The following is a 15,722-nucleotide window of genomic DNA, read 5'->3' on the forward strand; positions in this document are numbered from 1 at the left end:
CATGTCACGTAATAACTATATCTTCACTTCGGAGTCCGTTTCCGAAGGCCATCCGGACAAGGTCTGCGACCGGATTTCCGATGCGGTTCTGGATGCCTTCCTGGCCGAGGATCCGCTGGCCCGCGTTGCCTGCGAAACATTTGCCACCACCAACCGCGTCGTCATCGGCGGCGAGGTCGGGCTGACCGATCAGGCGAAACTGTCGCAATTCATGGCGTCGATCCCCGATATTGCCCGCGAGTGCATCAAGGACATCGGCTATGAGCAGGACAAGTTCCACTGGAACACCTGCGAGATCACCAACCTGCTGCATGAACAGTCCGCGCATATCGCGCAAGGTGTCACCGGTGAACGCGGCGACGAAGGTGCAGGCGATCAGGGCATCATGTTCGGCTATGCCACGGACGAAACCGACGCGCTGATGCCGGCGCCCATCCAGTTCAGCCACGCGATCCTGCGCCGGCTGGCCGAGGTGCGCAAGGACGGCTCTGAGCCGCTGCTGCGCCCCGATGCCAAGTCGCAGCTTTCGGTGCGCTATGAGAATGGCAAGCCCGTGGGCGTGACGCAGATCGTGCTTTCCACTCAGCACGCGGACGAACGCCAAAGCAGCGACGACGTGCGCGCGATTGTCGAGCCCTACATCCGCGAAGTGCTGCCCGACGGCTGGATCACCGATGCGACCGAATGGTGGGTCAACCCGACCGGCACCTTCGTCATTGGCGGCCCCGACGGTGACGCCGGCCTGACAGGCCGCAAGATCATCGTCGACACCTATGGCGGCGCGGCCCCGCACGGCGGCGGCGCGTTCTCGGGCAAGGACCCGACCAAGGTGGACCGTTCGGCGGCTTATGTGGCACGCTATCTGGCCAAAAACGTCGTGGCGGCCGGCATGGCCGGGCGCTGCACCGTGCAGCTTTCCTATGCCATCGGCGTGGCCAAGCCGCTGTCGATCTATGTCGACACCCACGGCACCGGAGAAGTCGACGCCGCGGCGATCGAAAAGGCGATCCCCAAGGTCATCGACCTGACCCCGCGCGGCATCCGCACGCATCTGGAGCTGAACAAGCCGATCTATGCACGCACCGCGGCCTATGGCCACTTCGGCCGCGACCCCGAAGCCGACGGCGGCTTCAGCTGGGAACGCACCGATCTGGCGGACGCGCTGAAAAAAGCGGTCTGAGGCGACATCATAACCAGACAAGGGCGGCCTTCGGGCCGCCCTTTCGCGTTTGGGCATGCGGCGCTTGCGCGACCGGCCGATGCTCCCCCCGGCCCGGCGCGGTCACGGCGGAAAAGGCGCTGGCCAAGACATCGAAGCCCCGCCTTTCCTTTTGCCCCACGGCTCTATCTTTCCCCTAAGGCATCCAAAACCGGGAGGAAAAACAGATGATCCGCACCAGCCTTGCCATGCTCGCGTTGACCGCCGCCACCGCGGCGCAGGCCGAACTGACCGCCGATTACCACCGCTACACCGTCGGTGATCGCGAATACGAAGGCTATGTTGCAACCAACAGTGCGATCACCCCCAAGGGCACGATCCTGATCGTGCACGATTGGGACGGCATGACCGCCTACGAAGAACGCCGGGCCGAGATGCTGGCGGCACTGGGCTACACAGCCTTTGCAATCGACGTCTACGGCGCGGACGAGAACCCGCAAAGTGTGGATGAAAACCGCGCCCTCTCGGGCGCGCTTTACGGCGACCGCGAGGAGTTTCGCGCCCGGCTCATGGGCTCCATCGCAGAGGCGGCGAACATCCCCGGGGCGACCGACGCCATGGTGATCATGGGCTACTGCTTTGGCGGGGCCGCAGTGCTCGAAGCGGCGCGGGCAGGTGCCGAGATGGACGGCTTCGTGAGCTTCCACGGTGGCCTTGGCACACCCGAGGGGCAGGATTATTCCGGCGTCACCGCCCCCGTCATGCTGTTCCACGGCAGCGCCGACCCGGTGTCGGGCATGGGCGATTTGGCGGCCCTGCTGGACCAGCTGCAGGCGGCGGGCGTGACACACGGGGCCGAGGTCTTTGGCGGCGCGCGCCACAGCTTTACCGTCTACGGCTCGAACGATTACGACCTCAACGCCGATCAGGGAAGCTGGGAAGGTCTCCAGGACTTCCTTGACGCGCAGCTTTGAGGCTGCTGGCGCATTTCATCCTGATCCTCGGCTTGCTCTGGCCGGGGATCGTCGCGGCCAATGATTGGGAGGCGTTGGAGCAGCCCGGCGCCTTCGCGATCATGCGCCACGCGCTTGCCCCCGGAACGGGCGATCCGGCGGCCTTTGACTTGGACGACTGCAGCACCCAGCGCAATCTGGATGACGCGGGCAGCGAACAGGCCCGGCGCATCGGCGCGGCGTTTCGCGAAAGGGGCATCGCCTTTGACGCCGTGCTGACCAGCCAGTGGTGCCGCTGCCGCGACACCGCGCAGTTGCTGGAGCTTGGCCCGGTCACCGAGGTGGCGGCCTTCAATTCGTTCTTCCGCGACTTCGATGCGCGCGCGGCGCAGACCGGGGCCGCGCTGGCCGAAATCGACGCCCGTGGCGGGCGGCCTATCATCGTCACCCACCAGGTCAATATCTCGGCGCTGACAGGCACCGGCACTCGGTCGGGCGAGGTGCTGGTGGTGCGGCGCGGCGACACCGGGCTGGATGTGCTGGGCAGCATTCTGATCGCGCCCTGACAGCCGTTGCGCAGGGCCCGCGGCCCCGCTACACCCGCGCCCATGACAAAGATCGCTGACAAACACCCCTCGGGCGCGCCTTGGCGCAACTTTTACGGCCGTTTCAAGGGCAAGACCCTGCGCCCTTCGCAAGAGGCGTATCTGGACGAGGATCTGGCCGCGCTGTCGCCCGGGGCCATCGACTGGGACATAAACCCGGAGCGCGCGCCGGTGGACCCGGAGGGCGTATGCGCCGGCAAGCCGTTGTGGCTCGAGATCGGGTTCGGCGGCGGTGAACATCTGGTGCATCAGGCGGGACAAAATCCGGGGACCGGTATCATCGGATGCGAGCCTTTCATCAACGGCGTCGCCATGCTGCTGGGCAAGGTGCGCAAGGCGGGCGTGGACAATCTGCGCATCTATCCTGGCGACGTGCGCAATCTGTTCGATGTGCTGCCGGATCAAAGCATCGAAAAGGCCTTTCTGCTTTACCCCGATCCCTGGCCCAAGAAACGCCACCACCGCAGGCGCTTTGTCACGCCCGAGTTCCTGGAGCCGCTGCACAGGGTATTGAAGCCCGGAGCGGAGTTCAGGGTGGCCACGGACATTTCCGACTACGTTCGCCAGACGCTGGTCGAGGTGCCCAAGGCCGGCTTTGACTGGCTGGCCGAAGGCCCGGACGACTGGCGGCGGCCCTGGGATGACTGGCTCTCGACCCGATACGAACAAAAGGCCCTGCGCGAAGGCCGGGTGCCGCATTACCTGACCTTTCGCAGACGCTGAGGGCGGCGGTTTATCCGCCGATTTGCCCGCCAGAGCGATGGACGATCCTCAGAGGCGTTGCTATCACGCGTCGAGCAACAAGGAATTTCCGCATGTCCGCACATGGCACCCCGATCCCGATGACCGCCGCGCGGTCCGGCCCGTTGACCGGCACGGCGGATGTGCCGGGGGACAAGTCGATCTCGCACCGCTCGCTGATCCTGGGCGCGATGGCCGTGGGCGAAACGCGCATCACCGGGTTGCTGGAAGGGCAGGACGTGCTCGACACCGCCAAGGCGATGCAGGCCTTCGGTGCCGAGGTGACGGATCACGGCGGCGGCGAGTGGTCGGTGCAGGGGGTCGGGGTGGGCGGCTTTGCCGAGCCTGAGAACGTCATAGATTGCGGCAATTCCGGCACCGGCGTACGGCTGATCATGGGGGCGATGGCCACCTCGCCCATCACCGCCACCTTCACCGGCGACGCCAGCCTAAACAAGCGTCCCATGGCGCGGGTCACCGACCCGCTGGCGCTTTTCGGCGCGCGGGCGGTCGGGCGCACGGGCGGGCGGCTTCCGATGACCATTGTGGGTGCCAGCGATCCGGTGCCGGTGCGCTATGCCACGCCGGTGCCGTCGGCGCAGGTGAAATCCGCCGTGCTGCTGGCAGGGCTGAACGCCCCGGGCGACACGGTGGTCATCGAACGCGAAGCGACGCGGGATCATTCCGAACGCATGCTCGCAGGGTTCGGCGCGCAGGTGCAGGTCGAGGACAGCACCCAGGGGCGGGTGATCACCCTGACCGGCCAGCCAGAGCTGAAACCGCAGACAATCGTGGTGCCGCGCGACCCAAGCTCTGCCGCCTTTCCGGTCTGTGCGGCGCTGATCGTCGAAGGCTCTGACGTGCTGGTCCCGAACATCGGGCTCAACCCGACGCGTGCGGGGCTCTTCACCACGTTGCAAGAGATGGGCGCGGATCTCGTCTTTGAGAACATGCGGGAAGAGGGGGGAGAGCCTGTTGCCGATCTGCGCGCAAGGTTTTCGCCCGACCTCAAGGGCATCGAGGTGCCGCCCGGCCGCGCCGCGTCGATGATCGACGAATACCCGATCCTGTCGGTGGTCGCGGCCTGCGCGACCGGGCAGACCGTCATGCGCGGCGTCAAGGAGTTGCGCGTGAAGGAAAGCGACCGGATCGACGCCATGGCCACCGGCCTGCGCGCCTGCGGGGTCGAGGTCGAGGAGGGCGAGGACTGGTGGATCGTCACCGGGCGCGGCCATGGCGGTGTCAGCGGCGGGGCTTTGGTGCAAAGCCATCTGGATCACCGCATCGCCATGTCCTTCCTGATCCTGGGCTTTGCCGCAAAGGCGCCGGTGTCGGTGGACGACGGCGGCCCGATCGCCACGTCCTTCCCGATTTTCGAGCCGCTGATGACCCAGCTTGGCGCGCGGATCGACCGGACATGACCCTCACGGTGGCCATCGACGGGCCTGCGGCGGCGGGCAAGGGCACGATTTCCAAGGCCGTGGCGGCGCATTTCGGTTTCGCGCATCTGGATACCGGCCTGCTATACCGCGCCGTGGGGCGGCGGACCCTGGACGGCACGCCCGCGCTTGACGCAGTACTTGCACTGGTGGCCGCCGATCTTGAGGCGGGCGATCTGCGCAGTCCCGAGGTGGCCCGCGCCGCATCGCAGGTGGCCGCCATCCCCGAGGTGCGCGCCGCGCTGGTGGATTTCCAGCGCGCCTTTGCCCGGCGGCAGGGCGGCGCGGTGCTGGACGGGCGCGATATCGGCACCGTCATCTGCCCCGAAGCCGAGGCAAAGCTGTTCGTCACCGCCAGCGCCGAGGTACGGGCAGAGCGGCGGCTGGCGGAACTTCTGGCCGCCGGGGTGGAAACCGACCTGCCCGAGGTGCTGGCCGATGTCCGCGAACGCGATGCCCGCGACGAGGGCCGGGCCGACGCGCCGATGCGCCCGGCGGATGACGCGCATGTGCTTGATACCTCGACGCTCGACATCGACGCGGCAGTGGCGCGGGCGGTGGCGATTGTCGAGGCCGCGCGCACCGCGCAGGACTGAAGAAACCTGCGGCAAAGCAAGGAAAAACCCCGCCCTTCGCTGTGAAGGACGGGGTCTTGGGTCATTCGGAAAGGTCCGATGATCAGGCCGCCGACATCGCCCCTTCGGGCGGCTTCTTCGCCCCGGTCATGAAGGCCACGGCGTCGGACATGGTGTAATCGCCCGGGCGGACCACGCAGAGCCGTTTGCCCAGCCGGTGCACGTGGATGCGATCGGCCAGTTCGAACACATGCGGCATGTTGTGGCTGATCAGGATGATCGGAATGCCGCGCGATTTCACATCCTGGATCAGCTCCAGCACCCGGCGCGATTCTTTGACGCCAAGCGCCGCCGTCGGTTCGTCGAGGATGATCACCTTGGACCCGAAGGCCGCGGCGCGGGCCACGGCCACGCCCTGCCGCTGACCGCCCGACAGGGTTTCGACCGCCTGATTGATGTTCTGGATCGTCATCAGACCCAGATCGCTCAGCTTCTTGCGGGCGAAATCCTCCATCTTCTTCTTGTCGAGCTGGCGGAACACCTTGCCCATGATGCCTTCCTTGCGGATTTCGCGGCCCATGAACATGTTGTCGGCGATGGACAGCGCAGGCGACATGGCCAGCGTCTGGTACACGGTTTCGATGCCCGCCTCGCGCGCCTCGATGGGGCTGTGAAACAGCACCTTCTTGCCCTCGAGCCAGATTTCGCCGGAGTCGGGGACAACCGCCCCCGACACGGCCTTGATCAGGCTCGACTTGCCGGCGCCGTTGTCGCCGATGACTGCCAGGATTTCACCCGGGTAGAGGTCGAAATCGCAATGGTCGATGGCCGTAACCTTGCCGTAGCGCTTGACCAGGTTGCGAGCCTTGAGAATGGGTTCCTGTGTCATGCCGATACCTTTCTGATCCATTGGTCCACAGCCACGGCAGCGATGATGAGCACGCCGATCAGCAGATAGGTCCACTGCGCATCAGCGCCGGCCAGGCGCAGGCCCATCTCGAAACAGCCGACGATCAGCGCGCCGAGGAACATGCCCACGATCGTGCCGCGCCCGCCAAAGAGCGAGATGCCCCCGATCACCACCGCGGTGATCGCCTGGATGTTGCCCAACTGCCCGGTCGAGGCCGAAGGCGACACCGATCCGAAGCGGCCGATCATCACCCAGCCTGCCAGCGCGCAGAAAAAGCCTGCCAGCGTGTAGACCTGTATGAGCTGTCGCGATCGGTTGACGCCCGAGAGCTGTGCCGCCTCTTCGTCATCGCCCACCGCATAGACATGTCGGCCCCAGGCCGTCTGTCGCAGCACGTAGGCCATGATCGCCACCAGTGCCAGCAACAGCACCACCCCGTAGGTCACGCGCGCGTCGCCAACGTTGAAGGTCGAACCCCAGAATTTCAGCGACGGGGCATTGGCGTCGATGTCCTGGCTGCGGATGGTTTCGTTCGCGGAATAGATATAGTTGGCGGCAAGGAAGATCTGCCAGGTGCCCAGCGTCGTGATGAAGGGCGGGATGCGCAGCTTGGCCACCAGATAGCCGTTGATTGCCCCCATGCAGGCCCCGGCGACCAGCCCGATGCCGATAGCGGCGGCGGGCGGCACCCCGTAGCGGAAGGTGAACTGCCCCATGATCACCGAACTCAGCACCGCCATGGCGCCGACGCTCAGGTCGATGCCCGCGGTCAGGATCACCAGCGACTGCGCGATGCCCAGAATGCCGACGATGCCGATCTGCTGAAAGATCAGCGACAGCGTGGAAACACGCCAGAAATTTTCGTTCAAAAGGCCAAAGATGATCACGGCGACCACGAGAACGATCAGCGGCACCAGCGCCGGGGCCGCATGCAGAACGTTGTGGATTTGCCCAATGACGCCCTTGTGGTTCTGTTCAAATTCGGCCTGCGCATCGGCATCGCCGCCGCGCGTGCTTTCTTCGTAGTTGTCCGCCTCTGCCATCGTCCGTTCCTCCCGAAGTGCGTGGGCGGGAGGCCCGAAGGCCACCCGCATGAGCGTTTTGCGTCAGGGCGTCAGCTCAGCCCCAGCAAAGCTCCAGGCCTTCTTCGACCGAGATCGACTCGACGCCGTCGACGGGCGCGTCGGTGACAAGGGCCACGCCGGTGTCAAAGAAGTCCTTGCCTTCGGTCGGCTCGGGCACGGTGCCGTCTTCGGCGAACTTGGCAATCGCCTCGATGCCCAGCGACGCCATGCGCAGCGGATACTGCTGCGAGGTGGCGCCGATCACGCCGTCCGCGACGTTCTGCACGCCCGGGCAGCCGCCATCGACCGAGGTGATCAGCACGCCGTCGGTGCTGCCCATCTGTTGCAGCGCCTGGTAGGCGCCCGCGGCGGCGGGTTCGTTGATGGTGTAGACGACGTTGATGTCGGGGTCCTTCACCAGCAGGTTTTCCATGGCGGTCCGGCCGCCTTCTTCGTTGCCGGCGGTCACGTCATGGCCAACGATGCGGGCATCGTCTTCGTCGCCCCACTTGTTGGGGTCGCCCAGTTCGATGCCAAAGCCCTGAAGGAAGCCCTGGTCGCGCAGAACGCCGACGGTGGGCTGGCTGATCGCGAGGTCCAGCATGGCGATCTTGGCGTCAGCCGCCGCGTCGCCCATGGTTGCTGCGGCCCATTTGCCGATCAGCTCACCTGCCAGGAAGTTGTCGGTGGCAAAGGTCGCGTGCGCGGCGTCGATGGGGTTGAGCGGCGTGTCGAGCGCGATGACCAGCAGGCCGGCCTCTTTCGCCTTTTCGACAGACGGCACGATGGCGGCGGTGTCCGACGCGGTGATCAGGATGCCGGATGCGCCATCGGCGATGCAGGTTTCGATCGCGGCGATCTGGGTTTCGGTATCGCCGTCGATGCGGCCCGCGAAGGTCTTGAGCGAAACGCCCAGCTCATCCGCCTTGGCCTGCGCACCTTCCTTCATCTTCACGAAGAAGGGGTTGGTGTCGGTCTTGGTGATCAGGCAGGCGCTGGTGCCGTGCGCTGCGGCCTGAGCCTCACCGGCCAGGCTGACGACGCCTGCGGCGGTCATGCCAAGCAGGGCTGCTTTGGTAAAGGACATTTTCATTTGGTTTTCCTCCCGTTTAAATTGCAGGGGGCAAGTGCCCCGGAGCATCCGGATTCTGATTCCCGGCTCTGCCCACACTGTGCACAAAAGAACACGATTCGGACGAAAGTCAATAAATCATTCTCTCTGACTTATTCTTGACAAGGGCGGTTCGACCCGCTCAAGATGTTGTAAAAGGGGGGGAAATCACGTGGACCGAACTGCGGGTCAGCAGGGGGCGGACCGTGACCGGCGCATCGATCAGCCTGGTGTGCGCGGGTCGAACCAGTCCGGCATGCGCGCCCACAACGAACGCCTTGTGCTGTCCATCCTACGCCGACAGGGGCCAATGGCAAAGGCGAATATCGCCCGGCTGACCGGCCTTTCGGCGCAGACCGTATCGGTGATCATGCGCTCGCTCGAGGAAGACGGGCTGCTGAGCAAGGGCGAACCGGTGCGCGGCAAGGTGGGCCAGCCCTCGGTTCCGATGCACCTTGCGCCGGACGGGGCCTTCTTCTTCGGGCTCAAGGTCGGGCGCCGCAGCCTGGTCTTGGTGCTGACGGATTTCCTGGGCCAGGTGCAGGGCCGTCTGCAGCGATTGCATGCCTACCCAACGCCGGATGCGACGATAGACTTCACGCTCAAGGGCATTGCCGAACTGACCGCCGACCTGCCGCCGCGCAGCCGCGCGCGGATCGCCGGACTGGGCATCGCCATGCCGTTCCAGCTGTGGGACTGGGCGAAGGCGCTTGGCCTGTCGCCCGAAGCCATGTCCGCCTGGAAGGACCGCGACACCCGGGCGGAACTGGCCGAGCACCTGAAGATGCCGGTCTATCTGCAAAACGACGCCTCTGCCGCCTGCGGGGCAGAGCTGGTGTTCGGCACCTCGGACCGGCCGCAGGATTTCCTGTACTTCTACATCGGCTATTTCATCGGTGGCGGCGTGGTGCTGAACGGCAGCCTGTTCACCGGCCGGTCGGGCAATGCGGGCGCGCTTGGATCGATGCCGGTGCCCGATGGCCAGGACGTGGTGCAGCTTATTGATATCGCGTCGCTTTCGGTCCTGGAACGGCTCGTGTCCCAAGCCGGGGACAGCGCTGACAGCCTGTGGCCGTCGGCCGACGGATGGGAGATCGACGCCACCATCCTGCAAGGCTGGATCGACCGGACCGCCGCGGGCCTGGCCGCAGCGGTGGTCGCCGCTTGCACGCTGATCGATTTCGAGGCGGCGCTGATCGATGGCTGGATTCCGGCCTCGGTGCGGGCGGCGCTGGTGGCGCGCACCGCGGAGCACTTGCAGGCGCATAACCTGGCGGGAATCCAGCCGCCTCACATCCTGGCAGGCACCGCCGGGCCCGAGGCGCGGGCGCTGGGGGCCGCAAGCCTGCCACTGTCGGAACGCTTCCTGGTCGATCAGAACGCGATCCTGAAACAGACCTGATCCGGGCTTGCCGCGCTTAGTCTGGCAGGGGCAGGCAGCCCGGAAGCCCGGCGGGCAGCACCAGCCGCGCCCCCGCGCCGTAAAGCGCCGCGCCAAGGTCGGGCAGGTCGCTGCGGATGGCGACCCAGTAGGCCCCGCCGCCGACCACCGCGGCACCATCCGGCAGGCGCTGGACGAAATCCCGCGCGGGCAGCAGCGCCACAGCACCGGGTGCGGCGTCGCTCAGCAGCATGACCGTCGCCAGCACCGTCAGCCAGCCTACCACCACCAGCGCGAGGTAGCCGGTCCAGCGTCTAATAGTCGTGAACATGTTCCAGCGTCATCTGTGTGCTTTGCATCGCGCGAATCCGCCCCGCCAATTCACGCACCTTGACCAGAAACAGATGCCGCGTGTCTCCGTATCCCTGTCGCGCAAAGCTGAAAAGCGCCCCATCCGCCTGCGGAAACAGCGATGTCGCGGTAAAGAGGATGTCGTCGTTGCCCGCAATCTCGGTGAAGTCGGCCCCGTTCAGCGCCATGTCGCGCAGCAGCCGGGTCAGCGCGCGGTAGCGCGGCGTCTCGATCTCGATGCCGTCGCTGCGCGGGCCGATGACGGTCACGCCGTCGATCTGCGCAAGCTGATCTGGCGTCAGCCCGGTGACGATCATGCGCAGGGTCAGCTGATCCGCGCCGACACTGTCGACGGCGGCGGCGATGACGCCTGCGTAGGCGGCCTTGAACCGGTATTCCAGGCCGATGGCGACATTGCGTTCGCGGTCGCGCAGCACGTCTGTCGCAGCCGCGGACAGCGCGGCGCGGGCGGCGGTGAAATCCCATTTGTACCAGGGCACCTGCTGCAGGAACTGCGCATAGTCGGCGGCCTGCTGTGCTGTCAGTTCGTCCAGCGGGGCGTGGGTCGGCCCGCGCAGCGCGGTGAAAAGCCGCCCCAGCGTTTCCTCATAGGCGGCCTTGGCCAGCAGTTCGGCGGTAAAGCTGACCCCGATGGTGTAGACCAATTGCTTGGTCGCCGTGGGCACCCCGCCGTGATCGGCGGCGGCGGAAGTAAGCGCGCAAAGAGACGACCAGTAGCCGGTGATCGCGGGCAAATAGGCATAGTCGTGCGGATCGGCGTCGCGGATGACGTGGGCATAATCGTCATAGGCATGCACGATGTGCCATTCGGGGTAGGTCAGCAGGGTCCGGCCTTCGTTGCGGTGATGCTCGGGCGGCAGGGTCGCGTCGTAACTGTCGGGCTTGACCGGCGCGGTGCAGGCCAGTTCGGTATAGGCCACGGGCGCCAACAATCCGGCGATGACGATCACCAGGACCAGCAGCAGCCGAAGCATCCAGCGCAGCATCAGCGGCGGTCCAGTTTCAGGCCCGCCCAAAGCGCAAAGCCCCCCAGCAAAAGGTGCGGTACATTTGCGAAAAGCCGGGGCAGGGTGAACGACAGGCCCGCGCTGGGGTTGGTGAAGATGCCGAAATCCAGGTAGCCGTAGCCGGTGAAGAACCCGAACACCCCGTCGCCCAGGTAAAGCGCGCCGAAGAGCAGCAGGAAAATCTTCGACGCGCGGTGACTGATCAGCGCCGCCGCCAGCGCCCACAGGGCCGACGCCACGTGCAGCGCATCGTCAAAGAGATCAAGTTCGAAGATCCCGAAGGCCAGTCCGTCGTCATCGGTCAGCCCGGGGATGTAGTTCAGCGACGCCGCCCCCAGCAGGGCGACCGTATAGCCAAGGCAGATCTTTTGCAGCGTGGTCATAGCGTCTCCAGATAGCGGTCCCAAAGGGCGTTGCGGTACAGCAGATCGGGGTCGAGTACGCGCTTGGCTTCGGCGAATTCGATGCTGCGGGGGTAGGCGCGGGCGAACTGGTTCACCGTCGCGTGCGGGCGGTAGGGCAGGTAATAGGTGCCGCCGATATCGGTGATCCCCTCGATCAGCGCGCGGGTCATGCGCGCCATGTCGGCCTCGGCCCGCTGGGTCAATTCCTGGCTGAAGGACATGACCGCGGCGATCCGGGGGACCGGCGCGTAGGACAGCCAACTGGTGGCGTCGGTGTCGATGTAGCGCAGCGTGACGTTCAGAAACTCCTGATACGATGCCGGGATCACATCGCGGCAGACCTGCAAAAACTCTGGAAAGCGGTCGGGGCTGACGAAATATTCGTGCAGGATGTCGGTCCGGTCGGGGTTGCGGTCATCCAGCGTGACCACCGGTTCGTTGATCAGCGAATTGCGCGTGAACGGGCCGCCCGCAATGGCCGGGCCGACGGTGGTTTCGGTCCACCAGCGGAACCGCTTGAGCCGCTCGTTGCCCAGCTGCGCGCGATAAAGATAGGACGCGAGTTTCGACACCGCCCCCGATCCGGAGGCGGGCGGGATGTCGGACTGGTCGGCCGAGGGGCGCATGGTGATCATCAGCGCCTCTTGAAAGAAATCCGCGCGACCGACGTTGAGCCGCCCGTAGGCCATGTTGACCTCGGGGTCGTTGATGGCCTCGATGAAGCGGGTGCCGAACTCTTCGGCGGCAAAGGTTTCATAGCTGGGATCGAGGTTGCGGTTCGGCGCCACCTCGACCTCCATCGCGGTGATTGCGCCCGTCAGACCGTAGCCGCCCATGGACATGGCGAACAGCTGCGGGTTTTCGCTGCGCGAACAGGTGACCAATTCGCCCGAAGGCAGGATCAGGTCAAAGGCGCGCACGGTGGCGCCCATCGGGCCCAGCTTGACCGGCCAGCCATGGGCGTTGACGCAGAAGGTCGCGGCGACACCGAAATCGTGGTTCGACTGCATGACCTTGGGCCCGAACCCCTGCGGGTCGAGCGCGGCGATGACCTGGGACCAGCGCGCACCGGCATTGACCCGCATGGTCTGGTTGGCGCTGTCAAGCTCCACGAACCCGTTGTCGAGGGTGAGGGCGTGGCCGTCGCGGGGGATCGCCTGGCCCCCCATCGAATGCCGCGCGGCGGACAGGTTGACCGGCCGGCCCGCCGCGCGCGCCTCGGTCATTTCGGCGCGGATGGCGTCGGTCAGCGCGGCACCGGGATCCTGCGTAAGCGTGGTATGGCGGAAGATCGGCGTTTCGCTCAGGCCGCTGGCGTCGTTGAGCGTGTTTTCGGCGGCAGGGGGCTTGAGGCTTTGCGTTCCGGCAAGGCTGGGGTTGGACGCGGTATAGCGCTGGGTGAGCCATCCGCCGATGACAGCGCCGGTGCCGAACAGGGCGGCGCGTCTGGTAAAGGTCTTCATGCCCAAAAACAGTCTTTGTTGTCGTTCCAGGCAGTTTGGCGGGCTTGGCTGTCCGGCGCAAGACGGCTGGCGGTCGGGTATTCCCGACTGCGCTGACGCCTGTCATCATTTCGAATTGGCGCACAGACCGGGGTCGCCCTGTTCGACACGCCAGAAGGCTCTGACCCGTACTCCGGTTCTGCCGATGCGACTCCGGCCTTAGACCGCCACCTCGACCTTGCCGACGGGTTTGGAACAGCAGGCGAGGATATAGCCGTCGGCGATGTCATCCTCGGAAATGCCGCCGTTGTGGACCATGTGCACCTCACCGGCGGTCTTGCGCACCTTGCAGGTGCCACACACGCCGAAGTTGCAGCCCGACGGGATGTTGAGCCCGGACGCCTTGGCAATCGCCAGAACGGTGTCCGTTTCCAGGCATTCCGCGGTGACGCCCGAGGTGCCAAAGACGATTTCGGCCTTCGCTTCTTCGCCCGGCACATAGTCGTCGAGGTCGGGCACCTCGTCGATAGTGGTGGCAGCGGCGTGGAAGTTTTCCTGGTGATACCGGTCCATGTCGAAGCCGAGCGAGATCAGCATCTCGCGCACCGAATCCATGAACGCCTCGGGCCCGCAGCAATAGACGTCGCGGTCCAGGTAGTCGGGCGCCATCAGACCCAGCATCAGCTGGTTGAAGCGGCCCCGGTAGCCGGTCCAGGCGTCGAAAGGATCCTCGTCCTTGACCACGAAAGCAAGGCGGATGCCCGGCGCGCGGCTGGCCATATGCTCCAACCTGCGGCGAAAGATCAACTCGGACGGGCGGCGCGCGACCGAGATGAAGGTGATGTCCGGCATCTCGCCGCGTTCCCAGAGCGCGGCGGTCATCGAATGCAGCGGCGTCACGCCGGAACCTGCGCCGATGAACAGGTACTTGCCGTCAGGCTGGCGCGGCAGATGAAAGATGCCCGCGGGCCCGTGCGCGGTGATCCGCATCCCGGGCCTGAGGTGATCCAGCATCCAGCGCGACCCGACGCTGCCGTCCTGCGCCTTGACCGTGACCGACACGTAGGCGGTCGAGGTGGGCGAGGACGAGATCGTGTAGGTCCGGCTGACGGGATTACCGGGCACCGGAAGATCAAGCGTCAGGAACTGGCCCGCGCGGAAATGGAACGGCGCGCCGGAGGGCGGGCGAAACCCGAAGGTGACGACATTCGGCGCCTCTGGGATGACGGCCACGCATTCCAGTGGTTCGTCATCGGTCCAGGCGGGGGCGTTTTCGCGCGGCAGCGGAATCATCGGCTCACTCTGCGGCGTAGAGTTTGCGGCCCGTGAGGCGCCGCGTCATGGTGCGGGCGTACCAGTCGACGAACTGGATCACGCCGGATTCCTGCACCGCCGAATAGGGCCCGGGGGTATAGGCTGGGGTGTTCACGCCCTTCTGGTTTTCCTCGACCACGGCGCGGTCTTCGGCGTTGGTGTTCTCCCAGACCTCAGTCAGGCGGGTCAGGTCGTAATCCTGCCCCTCGACCGCGTCCTTGTGCACCAGCCAGGTGGTCGTCACCTCGGTCTGGGTCTCGCTGATCGGCAGCATCCGGAAGATCAGGTTCTGATCAGACAGGAAGTGGTTCCAGGAGTTCGGGAAATGGAAGAACAGCAGCGATCCGGCATTGTCGAAGGGCATGTCACCCACCCGCTTGGACACCGCGGGCTTGCCGTCCATCGTGTAGGACGAGGCATTGCCCAGGAACGGGATGCGGATAAAGCGCCACTGTTCGTCATGCGCGATGGTGAATTTCGACGGCAGACCGGCGTCTTCGCAGCGGGCGATATGCGCCTCGAGCTGGGGGGAGCCCTTGCCATCCGAACCGCCGAAAAGGTTGGGATCCTCGGGGAAGGTGCGGCACAGCGACGGATGCGAGCCCGCGCAGTGATAACATTCGCGGTTGTTCTCCATCACCAGCTTCCAGTTGCCCTGCTCGACAATGGTGGACTGGTGCGCGACCTTGCAGTCGTTCAGCTTTTGCGGCGCCAGGTACTTTTCCGCCTGCGCGCGGAACGGCGCGAAATCGGGGGCGGTGTCGGCAAGACAGATGAACACCATGCCCGCCACCTCTTCGCAATGAACGGATTTCAGCGGGAAATCGGCGGGGTTGAAATCCGCGCCCATCTCGCGCGCATAAAGCAGACGGCCATCCAGCTCATAGGTCCACTGGTGGTAGGGGCAGACCAGTTTCGGCGCGTTGCCGCGGGCCGCCGAACAGATGCGGCTGCCCCGGTGGCGGCAGGAGTTGTGGAACGCGCGGATCTTCTGATCCGCCCCGCGCACGATGATCACCTCGTAGGCACCGATCTTGAGCGTGTTATAGCTGCCGGTCTTTGGCATTTCCGCCGCGGCGGCGGCGACCAGCCAGTCGGCATACCAGATCTTTTGCAGGTCGATCTGGTAGAGGTCGGCATCGGTATAGAAGGGCTGCGCCAGCGAATACCCGGGCTGGCGGGCCATCAACATGGAAAGGACGTCGGCGTCGCGGATCATGGAAAGTGTCCTTGTTGAGTCCCCCC

General features: G+C 65.5%; 16 protein-coding genes. 7 read left to right on the forward strand and 9 right to left on the reverse strand.

Features of this window, described 5'->3' with window-relative positions:
• Position 1 precedes the first annotated feature (1 nt).
• The 6 genes from metK to ACOXXX_RS03715 all read left to right on the forward strand — a co-directional run bounded on the left by metK (position 2) and on the right by ACOXXX_RS03715 (position 5,493).
• Positions 2–1,180 (forward strand): methionine adenosyltransferase, encoded by a 1,179-nt coding sequence (gene metK / locus ACOXXX_RS03690; protein ID WP_422825198.1) that lies wholly within the window; start codon positions 2–4, stop codon positions 1,178–1,180.
• A gap of 206 nt (positions 1,181–1,386) precedes the next feature.
• A complete protein-coding gene (locus ACOXXX_RS03695) occupies positions 1,387–2,133 on the forward strand; it encodes a dienelactone hydrolase family protein (protein WP_422825199.1) in 747 nt (248 codons plus the stop codon).
• On the forward strand, positions 2,130–2,678 hold the full coding sequence (locus ACOXXX_RS03700; RefSeq protein WP_422825200.1) for a histidine phosphatase family protein: 549 nt from the start codon (positions 2,130–2,132) through the stop codon (positions 2,676–2,678). Before ACOXXX_RS03695 ends, ACOXXX_RS03700 begins: the two co-directional genes overlap by 4 nt.
• A 42-nt stretch (positions 2,679–2,720) precedes the next feature.
• Entirely contained in the window at positions 2,721–3,440 is a 720-nt protein-coding gene (trmB, locus tag ACOXXX_RS03705) for a tRNA (guanosine(46)-N7)-methyltransferase TrmB (protein ID WP_422825201.1), read from the forward strand.
• 92 nt (positions 3,441–3,532) lie between these two features.
• Entirely contained in the window at positions 3,533–4,879 is a 1,347-nt protein-coding gene (gene aroA / locus ACOXXX_RS03710; protein ID WP_422825202.1) for a 3-phosphoshikimate 1-carboxyvinyltransferase, read from the forward strand.
• Positions 4,876–5,493, forward strand: coding sequence for a (d)CMP kinase (locus ACOXXX_RS03715; protein ID WP_422825203.1), 618 nt, complete (start codon positions 4,876–4,878; stop codon positions 5,491–5,493). The genes aroA and ACOXXX_RS03715 overlap by 4 nt, the downstream gene beginning before the upstream one ends.
• Before the next feature lie 82 nt (positions 5,494–5,575).
• Here the strand turns inward: ACOXXX_RS03715 and ACOXXX_RS03720 are convergent, their stop codons facing one another.
• The 3 genes from ACOXXX_RS03720 to ACOXXX_RS03730 form a co-directional block, all read right to left on the reverse strand.
• Positions 5,576–6,361 carry an ATP-binding cassette domain-containing protein gene (locus ACOXXX_RS03720; RefSeq protein ID WP_422825204.1) on the reverse strand — a complete coding sequence of 262 codons (786 nt, stop codon included), beginning with the start codon at positions 6,359–6,361 and terminating at the stop codon, positions 5,576–5,578.
• Positions 6,358–7,425 carry an ABC transporter permease gene (locus ACOXXX_RS03725; RefSeq protein WP_422825205.1) on the reverse strand — a complete coding sequence of 356 codons (1,068 nt, stop codon included), beginning with the start codon at positions 7,423–7,425 and terminating at the stop codon, positions 6,358–6,360. Before ACOXXX_RS03725 ends, ACOXXX_RS03720 begins: the two co-directional genes overlap by 4 nt.
• Positions 7,426–7,501: 76 nt before the next feature.
• Complete coding sequence (locus tag ACOXXX_RS03730) at positions 7,502–8,539, reverse strand: sugar ABC transporter substrate-binding protein (RefSeq protein WP_422825206.1); 1,038 nt, start codon at positions 8,537–8,539, stop codon at positions 7,502–7,504.
• Between the two features lie 274 nt (positions 8,540–8,813).
• On the opposite strand from ACOXXX_RS03730, the gene ACOXXX_RS03735 reads away from it, so the two are divergent.
• Positions 8,814–9,959, forward strand: coding sequence for an ROK family transcriptional regulator (locus ACOXXX_RS03735; RefSeq protein WP_422825419.1), 1,146 nt, complete (start codon positions 8,814–8,816; stop codon positions 9,957–9,959).
• A 16-nt stretch (positions 9,960–9,975) separates the two neighbouring features.
• On the opposite strand, the gene ACOXXX_RS03740 is transcribed toward ACOXXX_RS03735, so the two are convergent.
• From ACOXXX_RS03740 to ACOXXX_RS03765, 6 genes are all read right to left on the reverse strand, one after another.
• The gene (locus ACOXXX_RS03740; RefSeq protein ID WP_422825207.1) at positions 9,976–10,269 is read right to left on the reverse strand and encodes a hypothetical protein; all 294 of its coding nucleotides are present in this window, start codon (positions 10,267–10,269) and stop codon (positions 9,976–9,978) included.
• The gene (locus tag ACOXXX_RS03745) at positions 10,253–11,296 is read right to left on the reverse strand and encodes a hypothetical protein (RefSeq protein ID WP_422825208.1); all 1,044 of its coding nucleotides are present in this window, start codon (positions 11,294–11,296) and stop codon (positions 10,253–10,255) included. The genes ACOXXX_RS03740 and ACOXXX_RS03745 overlap by 17 nt, the downstream gene beginning before the upstream one ends.
• Entirely contained in the window at positions 11,296–11,700 is a 405-nt protein-coding gene (locus tag ACOXXX_RS03750; RefSeq protein ID WP_422825209.1) for a hypothetical protein, read from the reverse strand. The genes ACOXXX_RS03745 and ACOXXX_RS03750 overlap by 1 nt, the downstream gene beginning before the upstream one ends.
• Positions 11,697–13,184, reverse strand: a complete 1,488-nt coding sequence (locus tag ACOXXX_RS03755) for an FAD-binding oxidoreductase (protein WP_422825210.1) — start codon at positions 13,182–13,184, stop codon at positions 11,697–11,699. The genes ACOXXX_RS03750 and ACOXXX_RS03755 overlap by 4 nt, the downstream gene beginning before the upstream one ends.
• Before the next feature lie 198 nt (positions 13,185–13,382).
• Positions 13,383–14,456 carry a 2Fe-2S iron-sulfur cluster-binding protein gene (locus tag ACOXXX_RS03760; protein WP_422825211.1) on the reverse strand — a complete coding sequence of 358 codons (1,074 nt, stop codon included), beginning with the start codon at positions 14,454–14,456 and terminating at the stop codon, positions 13,383–13,385.
• A 4-nt stretch (positions 14,457–14,460) separates the two neighbouring features.
• The gene (locus tag ACOXXX_RS03765) at positions 14,461–15,696 is read right to left on the reverse strand and encodes an aromatic ring-hydroxylating oxygenase subunit alpha (RefSeq protein WP_422825212.1); all 1,236 of its coding nucleotides are present in this window, start codon (positions 15,694–15,696) and stop codon (positions 14,461–14,463) included.
• Positions 15,697–15,722: the final 26 nt, after the last annotated feature.

Source organism: Thalassococcus sp. BH17M4-6 (assembly GCF_049323015.1).
In the GTDB taxonomy this organism is placed as follows: Bacteria; Pseudomonadota; Alphaproteobacteria; order Rhodobacterales; family Rhodobacteraceae; genus Puniceibacterium.